Annotated in this window: 17 protein-coding genes and 2 pseudogenes; 5 read left to right on the top strand and 14 right to left on the bottom strand. The window is 49.6% G+C overall.

Annotated elements, in window-relative coordinates; genetic code table 11:
• Positions 1-10: 10 nt before the first annotated feature.
• Positions 11-310: pseudogene (locus tag MNU25_RS06865) on the top strand (IS21 family transposase); the annotation flags it as partial.
• A gap of 109 nt (positions 311-419) precedes the next feature.
• On the opposite strand, the gene MNU25_RS06860 reads toward MNU25_RS06865, so the two are convergent.
• The 5 genes from MNU25_RS06860 to MNU25_RS06840 all read right to left on the bottom strand — a co-directional run bounded on the left by MNU25_RS06860 (position 420) and on the right by MNU25_RS06840 (position 4753).
• On the bottom strand, positions 420-1403 hold the full coding sequence (locus tag MNU25_RS06860; protein WP_240984388.1) for a tyrosine-type recombinase/integrase: 984 nt from the start codon (positions 1401-1403) through the stop codon (positions 420-422).
• Complete coding sequence (locus MNU25_RS06855) at positions 1390-2139, bottom strand: tyrosine-type recombinase/integrase (RefSeq protein WP_240984387.1); 750 nt, start codon at positions 2137-2139, stop codon at positions 1390-1392. Before MNU25_RS06855 ends, MNU25_RS06860 begins: the two co-directional genes overlap by 14 nt.
• A gap of 451 nt (positions 2140-2590) precedes the next feature.
• Complete coding sequence (locus MNU25_RS06850) at positions 2591-2893, bottom strand: hypothetical protein (RefSeq protein WP_240984386.1); 303 nt, start codon at positions 2891-2893, stop codon at positions 2591-2593.
• A 22-nt stretch (positions 2894-2915) separates the two neighbouring features.
• Positions 2916-3755, bottom strand: a complete 840-nt coding sequence (locus tag MNU25_RS06845; protein ID WP_240984385.1) for an ExeA family protein — start codon at positions 3753-3755, stop codon at positions 2916-2918.
• A gap of 74 nt (positions 3756-3829) precedes the next feature.
• Positions 3830-4753, bottom strand: a complete 924-nt coding sequence (locus MNU25_RS06840; protein WP_240984384.1) for a Mu transposase C-terminal domain-containing protein — start codon at positions 4751-4753, stop codon at positions 3830-3832.
• Between the two features lie 35 nt (positions 4754-4788).
• On the opposite strand from MNU25_RS06840, the pseudogene MNU25_RS06835 reads away from it, so the two are divergent.
• The 4 genes and pseudogenes from MNU25_RS06835 to MNU25_RS06820 all read left to right on the top strand — a co-directional run.
• A pseudogene (locus MNU25_RS06835) lies at positions 4789-5370 on the top strand (Mu transposase C-terminal domain-containing protein); the annotation flags it as partial.
• Entirely contained in the window at positions 5363-6163 is an 801-nt protein-coding gene (locus MNU25_RS06830; RefSeq protein WP_240984383.1) for an ExeA family protein, read from the top strand. The pseudogene MNU25_RS06835 and the gene MNU25_RS06830, both read left to right, overlap by 8 nt.
• A complete protein-coding gene (locus MNU25_RS06825; protein WP_240984242.1) occupies positions 6160-6384 on the top strand; it encodes a DUF5348 domain-containing protein in 225 nt (74 codons plus the stop codon). The genes MNU25_RS06830 and MNU25_RS06825 overlap by 4 nt, the downstream gene beginning before the upstream one ends.
• Before the next feature lie 58 nt (positions 6385-6442).
• The gene (locus MNU25_RS06820; RefSeq protein WP_240984382.1) at positions 6443-6745 is read left to right on the top strand and encodes a hypothetical protein; all 303 of its coding nucleotides are present in this window, start codon (positions 6443-6445) and stop codon (positions 6743-6745) included.
• Between the two features lie 729 nt (positions 6746-7474).
• On the opposite strand, the gene MNU25_RS06815 is transcribed toward MNU25_RS06820, so the two are convergent.
• From MNU25_RS06815 to MNU25_RS06775, 9 genes are all read right to left on the bottom strand, one after another.
• On the bottom strand, positions 7475-8353 hold the full coding sequence (locus tag MNU25_RS06815) for a DMT family transporter (RefSeq protein WP_240984381.1): 879 nt from the start codon (positions 8351-8353) through the stop codon (positions 7475-7477).
• A 107-nt stretch (positions 8354-8460) separates the two neighbouring features.
• Entirely contained in the window at positions 8461-9651 is a 1191-nt protein-coding gene (locus MNU25_RS06810; RefSeq protein WP_240984380.1) for a class II fructose-bisphosphate aldolase, read from the bottom strand.
• Position 9652: 1 nt separating this feature from the next.
• Complete coding sequence (locus tag MNU25_RS06805) at positions 9653-11092, bottom strand: lactate racemase domain-containing protein (RefSeq protein ID WP_240984379.1); 1440 nt, start codon at positions 11090-11092, stop codon at positions 9653-9655.
• 94 nt (positions 11093-11186) lie between these two features.
• Positions 11187-12125 carry a triose-phosphate isomerase family protein gene (locus MNU25_RS06800; protein ID WP_240984378.1) on the bottom strand — a complete coding sequence of 313 codons (939 nt, stop codon included), beginning with the start codon at positions 12123-12125 and terminating at the stop codon, positions 11187-11189.
• Positions 12126-12229: 104 nt separating this feature from the next.
• Positions 12230-13417, bottom strand: a complete 1188-nt coding sequence (locus MNU25_RS06795; protein WP_306425064.1) for a diphosphate--fructose-6-phosphate 1-phosphotransferase — start codon at positions 13415-13417, stop codon at positions 12230-12232.
• A 62-nt stretch (positions 13418-13479) separates the two neighbouring features.
• Positions 13480-14760: a glucose-6-phosphate isomerase gene (locus MNU25_RS06790; RefSeq protein WP_240984377.1), complete on the bottom strand. Its 1281-nt coding sequence runs from the start codon at positions 14758-14760 to the stop codon at positions 13480-13482.
• Positions 14761-14944: 184 nt separating this feature from the next.
• On the bottom strand, positions 14945-15973 hold the full coding sequence (locus MNU25_RS06785; RefSeq protein WP_240984376.1) for a class I mannose-6-phosphate isomerase: 1029 nt from the start codon (positions 15971-15973) through the stop codon (positions 14945-14947).
• Between the two features lie 124 nt (positions 15974-16097).
• Complete coding sequence (gene nagA / locus MNU25_RS06780) at positions 16098-17267, bottom strand: N-acetylglucosamine-6-phosphate deacetylase (protein WP_240984375.1); 1170 nt, start codon at positions 17265-17267, stop codon at positions 16098-16100.
• Between the two features lie 65 nt (positions 17268-17332).
• Positions 17333-18148 (bottom strand): sugar phosphate isomerase family, encoded by an 816-nt coding sequence (locus MNU25_RS06775; RefSeq protein ID WP_240984374.1) that lies wholly within the window; start codon positions 18146-18148, stop codon positions 17333-17335.
• Positions 18149-18165: the final 17 nt, after the last annotated feature.

The raw sequence follows: 18165 nt of genomic DNA, 5'->3' as shown, positions 1-18165 counted from the left end.
AGCCGAGAAATACAGCGGTTACTATCTGAACTTATCCTTTCCCTACAGTAATGGCGGTTATCTCCAACAATTCAAAGGCCAAAATCAGGAATGCCTGTTTGAAGGGCTGAAAAATATCTTCGAATATCTTGGAGGGGTACCGCGTGAAACTTGGTTTGACAACGCCAGCACCATGGTGACGGATATTTTGAAAGGGAGAGGCCGTACGCTGACCGACGGATTCCTTCGGTTCAAACAGCACTATGGTTTTGAAGCGGTCTTTTGTAACCCGAACGCCGGTCACGAAAAGGGTAATGGAAAGCGGATGGTAATGTAAAGCAAGGCTGTGAATATGCTGGCTTTACCGGCAATGATTGCGGATTTACTTTACATTACCCCTCGTGACTTATCTGTCAAAAGACTTGAGCCAAGCCAACAAATCATCGTTGGTCAGCCATGAAGGAACCTCTTTTGGTGAGACATCTGAATATGCTTTTTCGATTGCCTCTCGTTTCTGACGTGAATCTGTCCGGGCGTAAATCTCTGTTACCTGGACGGATGAATGTCCCAGAACGTCGCGGATGTACACCATTGACGCCCGACTGGAGAAGATGCATTGCCTTGGAATGCCTTACGCAGTGGCAACTGATCTTTTCAGTGATCAGAGAAGGTTTCTTCGTTCGGGCCTGATTCGCGTATTTTGCAAGGATGTAGTTGACGCCAGCACGGGTCAACTTCTCCCTGCGGCTGTTGCTGAATAGCGGATACATATTTGCATGTGGCTCCAGCAGTTTCTGCTCAGCCATATAGATTCTCAGAAACTTTACCTGCTGTTCAAGCAGCGGAACAATCCTGGCCTTGTTGCCCTTGCCGATCAGTTTCACGGTGCAGGGCGAGTCGAGGCGCACCATGGAAGGTGTGAGATCTATGATTTCCTGGACTCGTGCACCACTCTCATACATGAGCGACAGCAGCGCCAGATTCCTCCGCCCGTTCCTGGTCGACGGGTCGGGGAGTTCCAACAACAGCCGGATACCCCCTACCGACAGGTAGCTGATGGTCGGTTTTTCAGTTCTCTTGACTGGAATGGACAGGATGCGCTGCCATTCCATCAGGTTTTCCGGATTCTGATATTGGAGATACTTGAAGAACGAGTGCAGGGCGGCAAGGCGCACGTTTCGAGCCGCTGCGCAGCAGCGCCTCTCTTCTTCAAGCCAGCGCAGAAACTCCACAACAATTTCTTTGCTTATTTGGCGTAGTGTCAGTTTTTCGGCTGATATGTCCTTCCTTTCCTTCAAGAAGGCCAGCAATAGGATGAAAGTATCTCTGTAGGAAGCGGTGGTGTGTTTGCTGGCGCCTCGTTCACCCGGCAGGTAGCGGGCGAGGAAGTCTGTCAGGCTTTTCGAAAAGTCAGTCGGCTGCATGGTCTCTCACCTCCGGAAAGGCGTAGGCGCAGATGTTATTGACCTTGGAAAGAAGCCCGGGATACATATCGGAGACCAGCCTGACGTATTTGTCTGTTGCTTCCAGGGACTGATGACCGAGATATTCAGAGAGGATCGGCAGCGAATAGTAGAGATCTAACCCCGACTCTGCCATCGCCACAAATGAATGGACACTGAACGCATGGCGAACATCGTGGAGCCGGGGACCCTGCCCCCTGCCTCCGTGAGAAATACCCGTTTCCCGGAGCACCTTGCGAAACCATTCGTAGATCGTTTTCGCACGGCACGGGTAGCCGTTGCGCTTGACAAAGAAAAAACTTTCCGGAGCTTGGACTGTATGCAGCGAATTCCGGTACTGTCTTAAAACCTCCGCCAGCGAGTCTGAGAACGGAACCATCCGTTCCTTCCCATTTTTACTCTGACTGATGACCAAATACCGTTCATCAAGGTTGACGTCCCTTAATTTTAAAGATACCGCCTCGCCCACGCGAATCCCAGTTCCGTACAGAAGGCGTAAGATCGCCGGTATAACATTGACAGTCGAGTCCATGAAATTGCCCATCTCCAGCCGGTCGCTGACGGCGAAGATTTCTTCTATCTCTTTGGCAGAAAAGATATATGGCGTGAATGTGCTCTTATAGGCTCTGGGCAGCACCGGGATGTAGGAGTTGTAGCCGGAATCGTTTAGAAAGGCTGTAAACTGGATCAGATACATAACCCTCCTTGCAAGATAAGTATAGGGCTCAGGCCTTGAATATAGCCCGAACGTTCTTTTACAACTTGGCCCTTATTGTTCAGATGAATCAATCGACACTCTAGCTATCTATCGCTAAATATCATGCTATAATCGTTTTTGTCAGAGAGATAGATGTGCGTTCCTCCTGGATCCCTCGTTTGAGGTCTTATCCGTGAAATAGCGTGTCACTCCACAAGAATGATTCGATGTTTAGCTGGTTGGGTCACTTATCGAGTGCTACCCGTTTCAAATGCAAGGTTGTTCGACATTCTTCTTTAGTGGATGCTGTTAGCAGCCACTCTAATCTGGACCGGCATAAGCGAATTATTCTGGACTGTGTCCGTCAGTCCGTCCGTCTGTCAAAAGGGCATAGCATAGCAAAGAAAAGGGCCGGTTACCCTAGGGTACCGGCTCCTAAACACTTAACGGTTCATTTTCCGTAGTAACTCATTCTAGCCCTAAAGGTTAGGATATCCCCCCTTGCCTCGCGTAATTTCTCCACAAAGACTTTTCGAAACCAGACGGTTCTGTTTCGGGTGGGCGGATACTGGCAGAACTTATCGTTCACCTTGCATATCGCCTCGATCATTTCGGATGGGTCATACCCTAAACCCTTGGCCATTTCTATTGCCAAAGGTAACAAGTCGTAGAAACCGGTCGTAATGAAAAACCTTTCCAACTCTCCTTCTAGATCGTTATCGTTCCCCCGATAGGGTCTTGATGGCTCAGGCATAGGACTGACCTCCTCAATTTATTTAGTTGGCCAAGTGCGGCCCTAAATTTTTGCACACGCGGGTGAACAATTCTTCCGTAATCACCTGGGAACCCTCTAAGCAGCCTTGATGCAGGGATTCTAAGGCCAGGCGATTGATCATGCGAGGAATACCCTGAGTGCGGCGGAAGATCGCTTTTTGAGTCGACAGAGGGAAAATCTCGGGTTGGCCCCCAGCCGCCTGCACTTGCCAATCGATATAGTGGCAGCTTTCCGTTTCGTTTAAGCCTCCCAAAGGGATCCAGGCACCAATCCGCTGGGCCAGCGGAATCAGAGTCGGGAGCTTCAGAGTGGTAGAGAGCGTCGGCTGACCGAACAAAATTAACGTCAGTACGGCTTCGTTTTTGCCGGTCGCATTCGTAAGCAGTCGAAGTTCGTTCAGACAGGTCGGGGTTAAAATGTGGGCTTCGTCGATGAGAAGCACATTGGGCCGGTTGGACTCCAGATAAGAATAGGTTAAGAGATCGATCACTTTCAGTGCGTCCGCCCCGAACCAGGACGTGTTAACCCCTAAAGCCGACGCAATCGAGCGGTAAAGCTCCCGAGGCCGGGTTTGAGGGATAGGAATATGGATAACCCGGTAGCGTGTATGAGACACCGTGTTGAGAAAAAGATCGAGTAAAGTACTCTTGCCGCTGCCGGCTTCGCCGACCACCACACCAACCTCTCGGGTGAGAAGCAATTGTTGGAGGCGAGTCAGCGCCGCGTTGAGTCGCTGATCCGGAAAGGCATGATCCGGCTCAGCTATTTTCGGGAAGGGCCAGCGGGTCAATCCCCAGTGTTGGAGAAAGGTTTGGGTCACCAATTCATCAATAGCATACATCAGGGTTCCTCCTTCTTTCTTCTTAGCATTTTCCTCGTGGAATGAAGTTCCGTCCATCCCGTGGGACCGATCCCTTAAAGGTCGGGATTCGTTTCCCCTGCGGCCAGACGGAGCGCCTCCAGGTAGCCCATAAGATCAGAAACCGGATGGCCCTCCCCCAGCAAGCGGCCGACGGTTTGGCGTACCATTTTTTCTGTAAAAGGGCCGTAATGGCGCCAGACGGTATCGAGCGACAGGCGTTCCCGAGCATCTAAGGAACGCTTTAAGAGCACGCTCAGCAAGTGCGTACACCGGTCTAATCCGAATTCTGCCGGTTCAGACTTCGCTTCACTTTGGGGACAAGTACCCGCCGGAGCGCCGGCTTCTGGGGGTCGAACCCAAGGTGTCAGTTCCGCCTTTACTTGCTCCTTTTTCGCCCAGGTTTTTGTCAGAGCCTCGTTTACGTCCCTCTCCGCCAGCTGCTGGCGGTACTCGGCCAACTGACGTTCCAGACGAGTATATGGGGGAACATAGGGAGACGGCTGTGGGGGGGATTGTTCCTGGGGGCATGGCTGCAGTCGGGACAAGTAGGCTTGACGCTTGAGATAATCGTTTTCCGGCACATAGAGAAAGGCCTCTCCATAATAGCGATCTCGCCACCAGACATAGACTTTACGGGGATCCAAAAGGTCATAGCGGATTTCCACCCACTGTTTGTAAAGCTTAATCTCCGGCACCAGGTACTTCTCTTTATTGAACTGGATGAGGCCGGTCTTGGAAACCTTGGTCCGTTTACAGGGCAAGAAAATTAGACTGAGCGTTTCTGGGAAGACAAAGCGGCGGTAGTGTGCCGGAAATTGAAAGAACCTTTCCTCCGGCGTTTGGGTGGTTTCCGAATGAATTCTCCGGTGGTAGTCCCGGCTGATTAAAGCCGCCAGGTAATCGTTCGCCTCGTCAAGGGTAAGTGGGGGCTTTTTTAAAACCAGTTCTGTTTCCAGTCGTTCGTAGAGCGAACGCATGATCCTTTCAATTTTTTATCCGAATATGCGGATAAAAAATTGAAAAATTTAACCGGCTTGTTGATGCCTTCTTAAGCGAAGTCGCTTTGGAAAAGCCCAAGACCCTTGATCGACTTAATGAATTATTTCAAGTCTGGCTTAGCGAATGCTATGAGAACAAACCGCATGCCGCACTGGAAAACAATATGAGTCCAGAAGCAGCCTATCGCAGTGACAAAAAACCCCTTCGCTTCCCTGACCCAGAGGTCTTGGCCAATGCGTTTTTACACTCAGAATCCCGCAGAGTGGATAAATCCGGCTGCATTAGCTTTATGGGCAAAAAATATGAAGTCGGGCTTTCCTTTATTGGCTGTAAGGTGAATGTGGTTTATGATCCGGCGGACATCAGCGAACTAACCATTGAATACGAAGGACACGCTCCCTGGAAAGCGCATGAACTCGTAATTGGAGAACACGCCGGCAAACGCCCGGAGCTGCCGGAGCACCTCCAAGCACAAAAGGCGGACTCATCCAGATTACTGGGAGCTGCCGAACAGAAAAACCATGAGCGCCGTGAACGCCAAGCCCCGGCCCTCTCCTTCCGTACGGTTTACAAGGAGGGTGTGCAAGATGTTTGAAACATTCTATGGGTTTAGCCGGATACCCTTTTCACGGGATATTCCAACCGCTGAACTTTACGAGTCGATCCTCTTAGACGAAACCTTAGGGCGGCTGGAGTATGCCGCCGAGCGAAGGTGGTTCGCCGTGGTCACCGGCGATTGCGGGACGGGGAAAACCACAACCATTCGCCGTTATGCGCAAACCTTAAACCCGTCCAAATTTAAAATGCTCTATTTATCGGACTCCAAACTGACCCCCCCGCATTTTTACAAGGGACTTTTAGAACAACTCGGCTTCGAATCGAAGTTCTACCGTGGGGATGCCAAACGTCAGCTGCATCGGGAAATCGAACTTATGAGGGGAATTCAACATCTGCAGCCTGTCGTGGTCGTGGATGAAGCTCATCTGTTAGACCGTGAAATGCTGGAGGAAGTCAGATTTCTGCTTAATATGAATATGGATGCGGAAAGCCCCATGGCCCTTATTCTTGTCGGACAAACTGAACTTTGGGATCGGCTTCAACTTCAGGCTTATGCTGCTATTCGCCAGCGTATCGACTTGCAGTGTAAATTAACCCACTATGATCGTGCGGATACTGAGGCTTATATTCAACGCCACTTAGGGTATGCGGGAGCCAACAATGACATTTTCTCAGAGCAAGCCATCGACGACATCTACCGGTTTTCCAGCGGTTCCGCCCGGCTCATTAATAAAGTTTGTACCCATTGCCTCATGTATGGCGCCCAGAAGGGTCACCGGATTATTGATGACCGAATGGTGAAGCGCGTCATCGAGGGGGAACTGTCATGAATCGTCAGGGGTATGACCTAACATACGATGAATTGACAGACCGCTGGATAGTCCACAAGGGTCCACAAACCTTTGGACTTCACTGTGGGGAATGCTTTGAGCTTCGTATCGGGAACAAAAGCATACCCTGCCGCTTGGAATATGGGCAGCAATGGTACGTTGTTATCGATGGCACCCGGCTCAATTTGCGAATTTGGGACACCTACACAGTGAAAATCTAATGTGAGCTTGAAACAGGGGAGACCTATGCTGCTCATTAAATTCAGGGAGATGTTCAGAATGCCAAAGACCTTCCCTCCATCGAACTATGGGATATCGGCCCAGCCAGCTTTAGAAAAATACTTCATTCAGACCGGGTTCTATGATCTACTGCCTTTGGCCCTGCAATTAGCGGAAGAGCAAGGTTTTAACCAAGATGAAATATTTGAGGCTATTTGCAAAGTGAACAATAAGTTTGGCCAGTACCCGCCGACTAAGAACAGAACAGCGTGGTTTGAGACAGTCTTTCAGGAAAAATTGAAAGAAGCCAGAGGAGACATTCTGGCTTTCCAAGCCGCAAGGAAATTTCGGCAGTGCAACTAACAAGGGCAACAAAAGCCGGTCAGCAGCAAGCTCCCGGCTCTTTTTTACCGAACATGCGCAATGTAAACGACAGACGGACGGACGGACGAATCCAGGAATTTCGGTCAGTCCATCCGTCAAATTACGGACAATTTACGCCATCAATCCACGGACACTATGCGGCGGTAGTAACAGTGAATCCACCTTCTTTCCCACGCCGAGCCTATGGATAAATTAAAAGAAAGCCACTCCTTCGAGTGACTTCCCCTGAGTCATGCATTCTCAGTTAGGCTTCCTACACGGTAGCGCATCAGCGCATTAGGTGATCAATCTGCAGTTGTCTCTGTACGACACTGAATACACTTTTTTTAATATCTTTCGAAACAGTCAGTCGCCTCATGGCACATTATGCTCCAAATCAAGCCAAGAGCTTATCTGCCATCTCCACCGCCGTAGCTGCGTCGGGGGCATAGGCATCGGCCCCGATCTCATCGGCAAACGTTGAGCACCAGGGGTCACTTAGTTGCAGCCCGCTCGGCCCGCGCGTCGATCTACATTGTCGGATAGTACAAGTAAACAAAGGCAGGATGGCGTTCGCATCATGAACTGAGCGAAGCCACTACATTTCGTTTGAAGGCGTATCCGGGAAGCCACAAGTGCCTGAAGCCCAGATGCCATAAGGATTTGAGGCCGTGTAATCATTAAAAGGATAGATATTTGTTAAAGATATTCCGCCAGATAGTCCCCTGGCTAGGAATAGCTCTTTGCATGTGCGCCATAAATAAGCGTAATCCCGCCAGCTACCACCAACATCCCCAAAATCTGAGCCATATTGATCCTTTCGTGTAACCACCAGGCACTCGTAACCATGGCTATAATCGGTGTGATTAAATGAACAACCCGGACCAACCAAGTTGGCAATCCCTCCAACGAACGATAATAACACCGGTACTGGATGACCTGAAAAATAATGCTCGTGAACACCAACACCCAAATTAACATGCCAGCCCGCGGAAATGCTCCTAACTCCCCCGTCCACGCAGCCCCGCTTAGGAAGAGAATAAGAGACATACCAGAATTAAAATAGGCCACTATCATATTTTCTACCTGACCCAGCCTATGTTTAATGATCTCAGCATTAACTGCCACTAAAAAAGCACTGCCAAGAAATAAGATGTTGCCGCCGGAGCCAAGGCGAAATCTTTGCCAGGAGATTTGCAAAACCAGAGTAACACCCACGAGCATGGTCCCCATACCTGCCCACTCCAAACGACGCAACTTTTGCTTCCACAAAAGGTAGCCAATTATGAGACTGAACAGCAAATCACCCCGCAACAGGATGGCGGCATTGACGGGTGAACTAAGATCTAGCCCCCAATTCTGCAACAACCTCAAGGTAGTACCCAAGACACCCACTAAATACAGCTCCGGATAACGCTTACCGGCTGACAAAACCTGTCGGCCTTCTCGTCGCACTAACAGAATAGCTAGAAGCGTAAGATGCGTTCCACCCAGTACGATCAACATGAACAGGATAACCGACATTCCAGAGAAGCAGATCTTCGCTAGGCTGAGTAAAACTCCCACCAGAGTTGCGGAAACAATTCCGTTAATCATCGCAGTTTTCATGTCCCCGAGGCCGCCTCTTTCTTATCCCGCCTGCCTTGTCTGTAGTCCGGCCCGGCTTGTGGGCAAATTCAGCGGATATGTTCATTGCTCTGTCCCGCCACTTACCTCTAACACGTTGGCATGCACCGGTACCGGTTAGCCATCTCGTCGAGACTCACAACCTCCACTTGCGCGGCATGCCCGACCGCACCGAATTCCACAATCAGAGAACCAACAACCTCCCTCACCCCACTTTTGACGCAGGCCAGAATATCGCGGATATCCCCGACGCTTCCTTTTCCCGCAAAATCCTTCCCTTCGCCCACAATAAAGTCCTCCATAATGGGAGTCAAATACTCTCTGGGATCGAATTGCTCAGGGTTTCTCTCCATGAGTTCCCAGATTGTGCTCACAGCTTCAGCAACAGAATTCCGTTTCTTCGAAGAGTTCCGGGCAAAGTACTCTCTGATATTTCTGGTGACCGCCAAGCGAATATCGGTGTCCACATTAATCTTGCCGATACCGGATTTGATCACGGACTTGAGTTCATCCAGAGGTATGCCGTGGGCTTGGCTTATTTTTCCACCCAGTTGATTAATCTCCTCGACGATATATTGCGGAACCACGGACGAACCGTGGGAAACCAGGACGCCGAAGATTCCCTCATGCTTCAGGTTCTCCGCCACAGCAATGACGATCTCCTTGCGTAAACGGACGTTCTCGCCTTTGACGGCCCCGTGTTTTGTCCCATAAGAGATCGCCAAACAGTCCACCCCGGTCTTCTTGAAAAACTCAACGGCTTTCAGGGGGTTTGTATAAGTCGAGTGTTCGGAGAAAACATCATCTTCCATGCCGGAAAGGACGCCAAGTTCGCCTTCCACGCTGACCCCTCGCGCATGGGCATACTTGACGACCTCACGGGTCAGTTCCACGTTTTCGTCAAAAGGAAGCGGGGAACCGTCGATCATGACCGACGTATAGCCACCGGCGATAGCAGCCTTAACTGATTCAAAATCCTTACCATGATCAAGATGAAGCACAATCGGGATGGGTGAGTCTTGGGCAAGCTTTTTCACAGCCTCCCCAATTCTCCTGGCGCCTCTGCGCTTGTCCTCAATCGTTCCTTTCATGAAATCGGCCCTTCCACCCATGAAGGCATTCGCCAGATCGGCTCCCTGCACAATGCCGGCTGAGCGAAACATTTCATGCACTTCAATCACGGCTTGGGCTTGAACGACACTGTTGACGTTAAAAGCTCCTTGAGCAAAACCATGTTTACGGGTTGCCTCCAGCAAAGGTCGGAGCGGTATGAGTGGCATCTCAGAACTCCCCTTCCTTCAGGCCCAAATGAACACTCGCCGTTTTGAAAGTCCTGGGCAGAGCCAAGATGTTCGGAGTCTTTCCGACGTACTTTTCCGCATCCTGCAAAGCCTCTGCAAAAGTTGCCCGTGTCTTCATCCCCATACTTCTGGCGTAACCGGGTTCATAAGCCCCCACCACATAAATGGCCGCGCAATGTTTTTCGGCAATATGGGCACAGGAAATCATGGAAAACGTGTGATAGGGGTGATAGCCAAAATTGAAGCGATACTTGTCAATAAACTTCTGATTATGGGCCAGATACTCGCCATACTTCTCTAAATCAGGCAGGACATTGTGGTAGTCTTTCTGAAACAATTCATAGACCGTTCTGTAAGCTGGAAATTCTTCATCATGGAAATAGCCATTGCAAATCGATGAACAGATGACCACACAATTATCTTTCAAGATCCTTTTATGCCTGACGATCTGAGCGGATATGGCCTGCATCATAAGAATCGGATTGGTGCCCATTCCGTTGCCGTAGTGAAAATTCTGAGGCATACCAAAAACCAAAACGTCGTACTTTTTCCTGGCCCACGGTACGTACGTCCTTTGGTCCGCGATTTCCCAGGACAGTGGCTGAATCTCCTTCGCATAGCCAGTAAATACAGCAATTTGTCGTTGATAGGTATCTAGAACCGCATCACAGGTAAAGAATTTCTTGCCCATACATTTTTCCATGTGCTGACCAATGGAATCAAATTTTCTTCTCATGAGGCTGTGATTGTTGACCGGTGTAAAATCGTCACGATGCATGACATAAGGCACATGGTGGGAAGCTATGGACTTCCAGTGGCTTATCCCTGTCGCACAATGCTTATAGCCCCCGGAATATCCCCCATAGGGATTGCCTAAAACATGACCAATCAGTACGGCAAGATCGGCCGCATAGACGTCTTTATTCATGATGACCGGATTGCCCATCTCATCAAAGCCAAGGTCCACTAAGTTGTTCCAGTTTTCGCTGTCATGATTCGCAATTTGATGGGACCACCAAAATTCGTTGAACAATTCATCACCCAATATCTTCTGGATTTCTTCCCTCGTCATCTTGCGGTGCAGCCCATTGCTGCATATCAGCTGGATATCCCGCTTCTCCACTCCGGCTTTCAGACATTCCTCGATAATGATGGGAATAGCGACCTTCCGATGCGAATTTTCCTGGAATCCGCCCTTGACTCGGTCCGGAAAGACGATGGCGACCTTCGACCCTTTTTTGACCTGTTGGGAAATTGGCAAAACCCCAATTGGATTCAATATGGATTCCCTCGTCGCTTTACTGATGTCCCGAAGCACGGGTGGATCTGGCACAGTTTCTCCTGGTACGAAAACGTCCGTCTGGTCAGGTAATTCCGCTTCCAAGAGACCTTCACCGTATTCAAAAGCTATCTTTTTCACCCTGTTTCCTCCTTAGTCTATCATGAGCTTATCGTGTTTTGCGTATTTTGCTTCACTGGTTGCGCTCGCTAACCAGGAACTACAGTGCAGACATTTACCTACGGCTCTCTACATACCGCCCAATGATTCTGCTTAAATCGTTTGGGTAAAACCCTATGTTACCCGCAAACTGGGTCAAGGCAACCAAACCTCCCCCAATGGCTTTGACTTTAGCTATGGCCCTGGCGTTATCCTCTTTGAGACCTCCTCCGTAGACAATATCCGTTTCCACGCCCATTAACTCCTGTACAACCTCTTTAATGCAGGCAGCGGCAAAAGCGATATCGTCGGGTCCTGCAGGAATTTTCCCCGGCCCGATTGCCCAGATGGGTTCATAGGCGATAACCACCCGTCGGCCCGTTCTTTCTGTGAAAACTTCTTTTAGCTCAGCTTCAAGCTGGCCGCGCAAGACCTGTTTGACTCTTGCTTTCTGCTCTGGCAAACTTCCCTCTCCTCGTTCTTCGGCGGTTTCCCCTACACACAGAAGGACATCCATTCCCGCCTCTAGTGCGCAGAGAACTTCCTGGTTAATAATTGAATAGACCGCTTCTTTAGCTTTTCTGTTTTTTCCCTCATCATACACCGTTTCGGGATCGTAACGAGCCATAATGTCCAACTTATCTTTCATTTCTTCGGAATGGCCAACAAGAACCCAGGTGCAACCCATATTCCTTGCTGCAGTTGCGGGTCTATTCGTGGTAAAGGCGCCAAAATTCCCGCCTTGGCGGATATCTTCCCGGAAGACTCCCTGACAACCTATTTTGATGGTTTTTGCAGTTTCGGGCGGATACGAGAAAAGTTTGTCGTAAGCATTGAGGATTAATCCTTCCGGCAAAAAAAAGATGAGTTCTACATCTTTAAGTTTTCCCAACCCTTGTCCAACGCTCTCTGCCATAATCGAGGCAATCCATTCCGCGGGATTTCCAACGGGGCACACTCCACCCATTTCTTTGGGTACATCAAATCGCTTAAGGTTTACAAACATCTTCAGCATAGATCTTGCCCCCATGATTTTATTTTCAACCGTCTCTTTTTTTAATGCGCATTGGCCGGATACGATCTGGTCAAAGACCCGGATACTCCCTCTTCTTGCTTCAGTTAATCGGATATACCATTTTCTTGCAGCTTCACGAAGGTCGGCAGGGGTTCGCCAATGAGCGGTCCGCAGTACTCTATAAATTCCTCTGTAACACCGTTTCCTCTTTGGTTGATAAAACAATCCGGCAACTTTTTTTCATGAAGCATGACTTTCTCCAGCGGTATAAGCACGGGTTCACACTCGTAGGGACGACTAGATATCCGCCTGAAACCTACCATCTTGCCGGTTTCTCCTTTGAGCAATGCCTGAACGGAAAAAGCCCCAGCCAGTATGGCCTCCCTCCTATCCGTTGAAGATTGGTATGGAATCGACGCCCGTCCTAGCAAACCGGGTTTTTCACTTCTGGCTTTGATACCCAACTCTTTCAGTACCAATGTCGCCAGGTAAGTACCCACATCACCAAAATACACATCACGGCCCCTCGTCAAAAGCGGTGGTACGATGGACTCTCCCCGGGCGTCCCGCAACCCTTCGCTGACGACAACGACCACCCCACCCAGGCGGTCGCGCCAATCTTGAACATCTTCGAGAAACTCGTCTTGTTTAAAAGGCCTCTCCGGCAGGTAAATAAGGTGCGGGGCATCCTCCGCCTTTTTTTGTGCCAATACCGAGGCCGCAGCAATCCAACCGGCATTTCTTCCCATAGCTTCAATAATGCTTACATGGATGGGCATAGATTTAACATCCTCGGCTACTTCCGCAGTGGTAGCCGCTATGAATCTGGCTGCACTGCCGAAACCCGGAGAATGGTCGGTTACCGCGACGTCGTTATCAACCGTCTTCGGAACTCCCAGCACGTTGATGTCATACTCCTTAGCCAGCCGATAGATTTTGCCACAGGTATCCATAGAGCCATTTCCACCGTTGAACAGCAGATATTTAACCTTCCACTTTCTCAGCGTCTGAATTATGCGTTCATAATCCTCAGGGTTAAGTCGGGCCCTTGATGTACCCAGAGCAGAGGCTGGTGAACAGGGAAGTCGGCGAACCGCCTCGGTAGTGACCTGCTTTAAATCTATAAACTTTCCCCGGAGAATGCCCTCCACTCCCCCTATTGCTCCATAGATCCCCGTGATTTCAGAGTATTGTTTCGCTTCTTGTATAGCCCCATATAAAGAGGCATTGATGACCGCAGTTGGCCCCCCACCATGAACGACCACAAGATTTCCATGTGTCAGATTTAGCACTTCTCTTCCCCCTGTCCGGATTACCCGTCTTTCCATGGTCCCCAAAAACCCGGCAGAAACGATCAGATGTCCACAGATCTTCCTAAGGCCGCAAACATTTTGCTTTTGTACGCTTCCACCCCCGGTTGATTAAAGGGATTCACTCCTAACAAGGAGGCTGAAACGTAGCAGGCATATTCGAAGAAGTAAAACAACTGGCCCATATTATAGGGGGTTAGTTCAGGTATGTTGAGTATGAGACAAGGGACACCGCCCTCAACATGAGCCCCTACGGTTGCTTCAAAAGCCGTTCGATTTAAATGAGCAAAGTCCTTCCCTTCGATATAGCTAAAACCATCGAGATCCCTCTCTTCTCTAGGAAGCGAGTAGTGTGCCCGTTCGTTTTCGAAATTGAGAAAGGTCTCAAACAGGATTCTTGGGCCTTCTTGAATATACTGCCCCAATGAATGCAGATCTTCCGTGAAAGAGCACATCGACGGGTAAATTCCTCTGCCATCCTTTCCTTCCGTTTCCGCAAAGAGTTGTACCCACCACTTGGCAAAGTAAGACAACGAGGGCTCAAAGTAGGAAAGAATTTCAATCCTGTAACCTTTTGCGAGAAGGATGTTGCGGAGCGCTCCATATATCACCGCCGGATTTTTAGCGGGAATCCGAGAATGTATCACCTTTTTCTCATCCCTTGCGCCTTTAAGCAACTCGCCGATTTCAATCCCGGCCACAGCAATCGGCAAGAGACCGACGGCGGATAGCACGGAATAGCGGCCTCCCACGTTAAGCGGAAACGGAAGCAAAGTATAGCCTTTCATCTTGCCCAACTGCTCAAGACTGCTGCTGTTTAGAGTTCCCGTGGCAATGGTCCTTCGCGCCGCTTCCTCCAGACCATACCTTTGTTCCATATAGTGTCTGAGCACTCTGAAGGCAATGCCGGGTTCCAGAGTCGCGAAATTCTTGGCAATCACATTTACATAAACGGATTTCTCGGCAAGTCTGGACATAATCTTCCCCAGATATTTTGGGGATAGATTATTCCCGGCATACAGTATTTCAACTTTCCCGTCTCCCATGGCTTCGATCAAAGCTCTCGCTCCCTGGTTGGAACCACCAACCCCTATGAGGACAAAGATATCAGCCTTCTCCCTTATCTCTTCGGCTTTTTTTTGAATGCTCGTTAGCAATTTTTGATTAACCAAAGTATTCGGATCTATCCAACCGAGGCTATCTGTGTTCTCTTTTACTGGAGCAAGAAGATGTTCCATCAGCCTCTTCTTGCTCTCAATAGCAGCATCAATTTCGCTCTTGCTAACAAAAGCCGCAATGTTAGTATAATCCAATTCTATCCCCATTGTCAGCTTCTCCCTTCGGCTTCTTTGTTCGATCCCGAGTGGAACACATGATGTCACATTGTCGTTTTGCGATTCCCATCCAGGATACGGGCTTTCCATTCTTGTAATGGCGGACACGATACGTATCGGCACCACACGTACCAGGCATGAATTCTTCCTTTACGCAGCCTCCTTCCGGGTCATGTCATGGGTCATGATCCGGCGGAAAGCAGCGCACGATCCTCAGGCTTTCTTCCTCCTCACTCTTCCACACCACCTCACGCAGGGCTGCCGGCAAAAATAGTTCCTCTCCTTGCCTTACAGGCATGCTGCCCCCGGCCCAGATCAGGTCACCGCGTCCGGACAGCACGACAACCACAGAAAACCTGTCATCTTGGGAACTGGAGAAGTTATGCCAAACTTCCACTTCGTCCATGGAAAAAAACGGGGTGTCTTTATTTGACACAAGGCTCTTACGCACTCCACCGGCTTGGCGCTCAATCACGTGAGGTTTTAGGTAATATTTGGCCAGTATCTCTTCACGGGCGTAGGTATCATAGTGAAAACATTCCAGCATTCGCGCGAATCCCGCTCCTTGGTGGCACTCAAAATCAGAAAGAATCTTTCCTTCCGGTGCTTTTCTCTCAACTCTCAAAGTGAAATCGCTAGGTTCCTGAATTTCAATCAGAAAGCAACCGGAACCAATCGCGTGCGGCACTCCGCTTTCAACCAAGAACACATCCCCCGCCCGCACAGGAAAACGGTGAAGGGCATCACACATACCTTGAACATCTTGCTTATAAAATAGCTCCGACCACCTTTTCCGAGTCATACCCGGTTTGAAACCCAAAAGGACATAAGGTTCCTCTCCACTGATCCGGCGCCCCCCCAGGATATACCATGCTTCTGTCTTGCCGAATTCCGAACCGAAAACTTCTTTAGCATAATTCCTGTCCGGGTGTACCTGGAGCAAAAGTCTGCTGTAGGAATCCAGGATCTTGACCAATACGGCCGTATTCTTACCGTATTTGCGGACGTGAGGTGTTCCCAGGAGTTCAATAGGATAAGAATCGATCAGATCTTTTAATAGTTCTTTCTCTGAGTTCCGCCCATCTAATTTGCTTAGCCCTTCCAGGGAATCATTGTTTTCATCTTGGGCAAGCACCATGGATGCCACCCATTCTTCCGCTGCAAACCCGTCTTGAGGATTCTCTTTTTGCTGCCATTTATCCAACAGCATTCCCCCTTTGAACGGGCGCTTGACCCTGTTAACCTTTAACCTGAGTGGGCCCCATCTATTTCCCTGAAGCATTCGGACACTCTCCCTACTCGATTCTTTCTTTCAGTCCGTTATTTTCCTAGCAATACAGAGGTATTCCCTCACGGTGATATTTAAGCATTCCAGCGATTATGACGGCTACCACGTCAAGCGCTTCATCCACCAGCACCAGGTCGGCATCCATACCTGAGCTAATAGAGCCTTTAGAGTGGCTGAGACGCAACAGGGCAGCGGGATTGGCAGTAAAGAGCGGGATAATTTCCTCTACCTTTTTCCCCGTGAACGAGACAAGGTTTTTTAACGCCGCTCCTGCGGTCAGTGTGCTGCCTGCCCGCGTCCCGTCAAGCACAAGCTTTGCATCGCCTCCCTGTACTTCGATTTCATTGGCGCCAAGTTTGTACCTACCGTCCGGCATGCCGGCGGCCATCATACTGTCCGTAACCGCAATAACTCTGTCAAACCCCTTGGTCTTCAGCAATAGACGGATCATTCCCGGATGAAGGTGCCTCCCGTCACAGATGGCTTCGCAAAATACATCTGTTTCCAGTACGGCTCCACCAATCCCTGGATCGTGCTGGTGTGGTAGCCTCATGGCATTAAAAGTGTGAGTGGCACTTTCCGCGCCATTCTGGATACATTTCATAGTCGTCTCGTAGTCCGCGCCGGAATGTCCGAGTGCGACGACAATGCCCTGACCTCTGATCCCCTGAATCAACTCGGGTACTCCTTCGACCTCCGGGGAGACCGTCAGGTACTTCAGGTAGCCACGAGCCGCCTGAAGATATTTTCCAAGCAGCCGCGCATCCGCTTTCCTTAGCAGCCCCCCCGACATCGCCCCCTTGTAGGGTCTACTGAGAAACGGGCCTTCCAGATGTATACCCAAAACCCCGGTCGTCCCCTGTTCCGCAGCCTCGATGGCGCAGTTGATACAGCGAAGCGTATTCTCTTCCGTATCGGTTACAATAGAAGCAAGCCAACTGGTGGTTCCCTGGGAAGCAAAAAAGCACCCGAGCTTTTCCAAGTCCTCTATCGTCGCATTGTTGACATCTACTCCGGCTCCCCCATGGGTATGGATGTCGATAAAACCAGGCAATACCATTTTCCCTGCCGCATCCAACATACGATCGGTTCCCACAAAGGAATCCGCCTCTGCAATCCTACTTATCTTTCCGTTTGAAACGACGATGTCCGCTCTTTGGAACGCTCCATCGATCAGGACTCGGCCATTTGCTACATAAAGGTCGTTCATACTTCCTTCCGCCTGTTCTTCAGAATTTCAAAGTCGCGCATCTCACGCCGGACCATCTGGGGTACTTAAAGTCCGGCCACAAAATCCGTAATGAAAAGCTTAATGTCCTGATGACTCTGCAACAAAGTCACAGGAAAGCTGGGGCTCGGTTCGCCATAGCAGGCTTTGCGCACAACTGCACGGTGCCAACTGCGAAAACAGGCTAGCCGAATCCTTTTTGCAGAAAATATTTCTTTCATGCCGATAGTTACGCAGTATCGGGGCATCGCCTCGACAGCACCGTTCAAATCTGAAATGCCATTGACCGTCCGAGTCTCGGGAGATATCTCAAGCGTCCTGGTCCCAAGCTGCAAAAACTCCTCAGGAGTAAGTTTATCCGACGGCTCGTTGAATGCCACATGTCCCGTAATCCCTATCCCTCCGAACACTGCATCCACTCCTCCCAGTTTTTCAATCAATTCCGGTACATAGGATATCTGCTTCGGATCGGGGAAAATCCGCTGTTCGCGGGGCATCAGGAGTTCTTCCTTTATTTTAGAATAGACTTCCCTTTCCATGAATCCCCGGAAACTAAGTTTGTCGCAGCTATCGATCCACTCCCTATTTTCCCCGAGATACTCATCCATGTTAATAAACCAAACATTTTTCAAGCTTATGCTTTTTCCATTCACGGCATTTACGAAATACGGGTATTGTCCCACCGGACCGACAGGGCAGATTAACACTGTTCTCTTTCCGGCATGATTATTCTCAGTAATTATTTTCTCCATCTCATCGGCCATAGACAAAAATACTGCTCGATCATCTTCCAAGACGCAGAGTCGTATCCTTGGATCATCCAGCAATTCTTCCTTCGAGTAATCGAAATAATTCTTTTTCACAATAACCACATCCTATA

Source organism: Acididesulfobacillus acetoxydans, from assembly GCF_902729405.1.
In the GTDB taxonomy this organism is placed as follows: domain Bacteria; phylum Bacillota; class Desulfitobacteriia; order Desulfitobacteriales; family Desulfitobacteriaceae; genus Acididesulfobacillus; species Acididesulfobacillus acetoxydans.
This window is presented reverse-complemented; position numbering and strand designations above follow the sequence as displayed.

Excerpts from the sequence above, each read along its gene's own strand:
- MNU25_RS06850 (WP_240984386.1), bottom strand. The coding sequence starts at position 2,893 with ATGCCTGAGCCATCAAGACCCTATCGGGGGAACGATAACGATCTAGAA.
- MNU25_RS06840 (WP_240984384.1), bottom strand. The coding sequence starts at position 4,753 with ATGCGTTCGCTCTACGAACGACTGGAAACAGAACTGGTTTTAAAAAAG.
- MNU25_RS06800 (WP_240984378.1), bottom strand. The coding sequence starts at position 12,125 with ATGCTGAAGATGTTTGTAAACCTTAAGCGATTTGATGTACCCAAAGAA.
- MNU25_RS06790 (WP_240984377.1), bottom strand. The coding sequence starts at position 14,760 with ATGGGGATAGAATTGGATTATACTAACATTGCGGCTTTTGTTAGCAAG.
- MNU25_RS06855 (WP_240984387.1), bottom strand. The coding sequence starts at position 2,139 with ATGTATCTGATCCAGTTTACAGCCTTTCTAAACGATTCCGGCTACAAC.
- MNU25_RS06815 (WP_240984381.1), bottom strand. The coding sequence starts at position 8,353 with ATGAAAACTGCGATGATTAACGGAATTGTTTCCGCAACTCTGGTGGGA.
- nagA (WP_240984375.1), bottom strand. The coding sequence starts at position 17,267 with ATGAACGACCTTTATGTAGCAAATGGCCGAGTCCTGATCGATGGAGCG.
- MNU25_RS06845 (WP_240984385.1), bottom strand. The coding sequence starts at position 3,755 with ATGTATGCTATTGATGAATTGGTGACCCAAACCTTTCTCCAACACTGG.
- MNU25_RS06820 (WP_240984382.1), top strand. The coding sequence starts at position 6,443 with ATGCCAAAGACCTTCCCTCCATCGAACTATGGGATATCGGCCCAGCCA.
- MNU25_RS06810 (WP_240984380.1), bottom strand. The coding sequence starts at position 9,651 with ATGCCACTCATACCGCTCCGACCTTTGCTGGAGGCAACCCGTAAACAT.
- MNU25_RS06830 (WP_240984383.1), top strand. The coding sequence starts at position 5,363 with ATGTTTGAAACATTCTATGGGTTTAGCCGGATACCCTTTTCACGGGAT.
- MNU25_RS06825 (WP_240984242.1), top strand. The coding sequence starts at position 6,160 with ATGAATCGTCAGGGGTATGACCTAACATACGATGAATTGACAGACCGC.
- MNU25_RS06860 (WP_240984388.1), bottom strand. The coding sequence starts at position 1,403 with ATGCAGCCGACTGACTTTTCGAAAAGCCTGACAGACTTCCTCGCCCGC.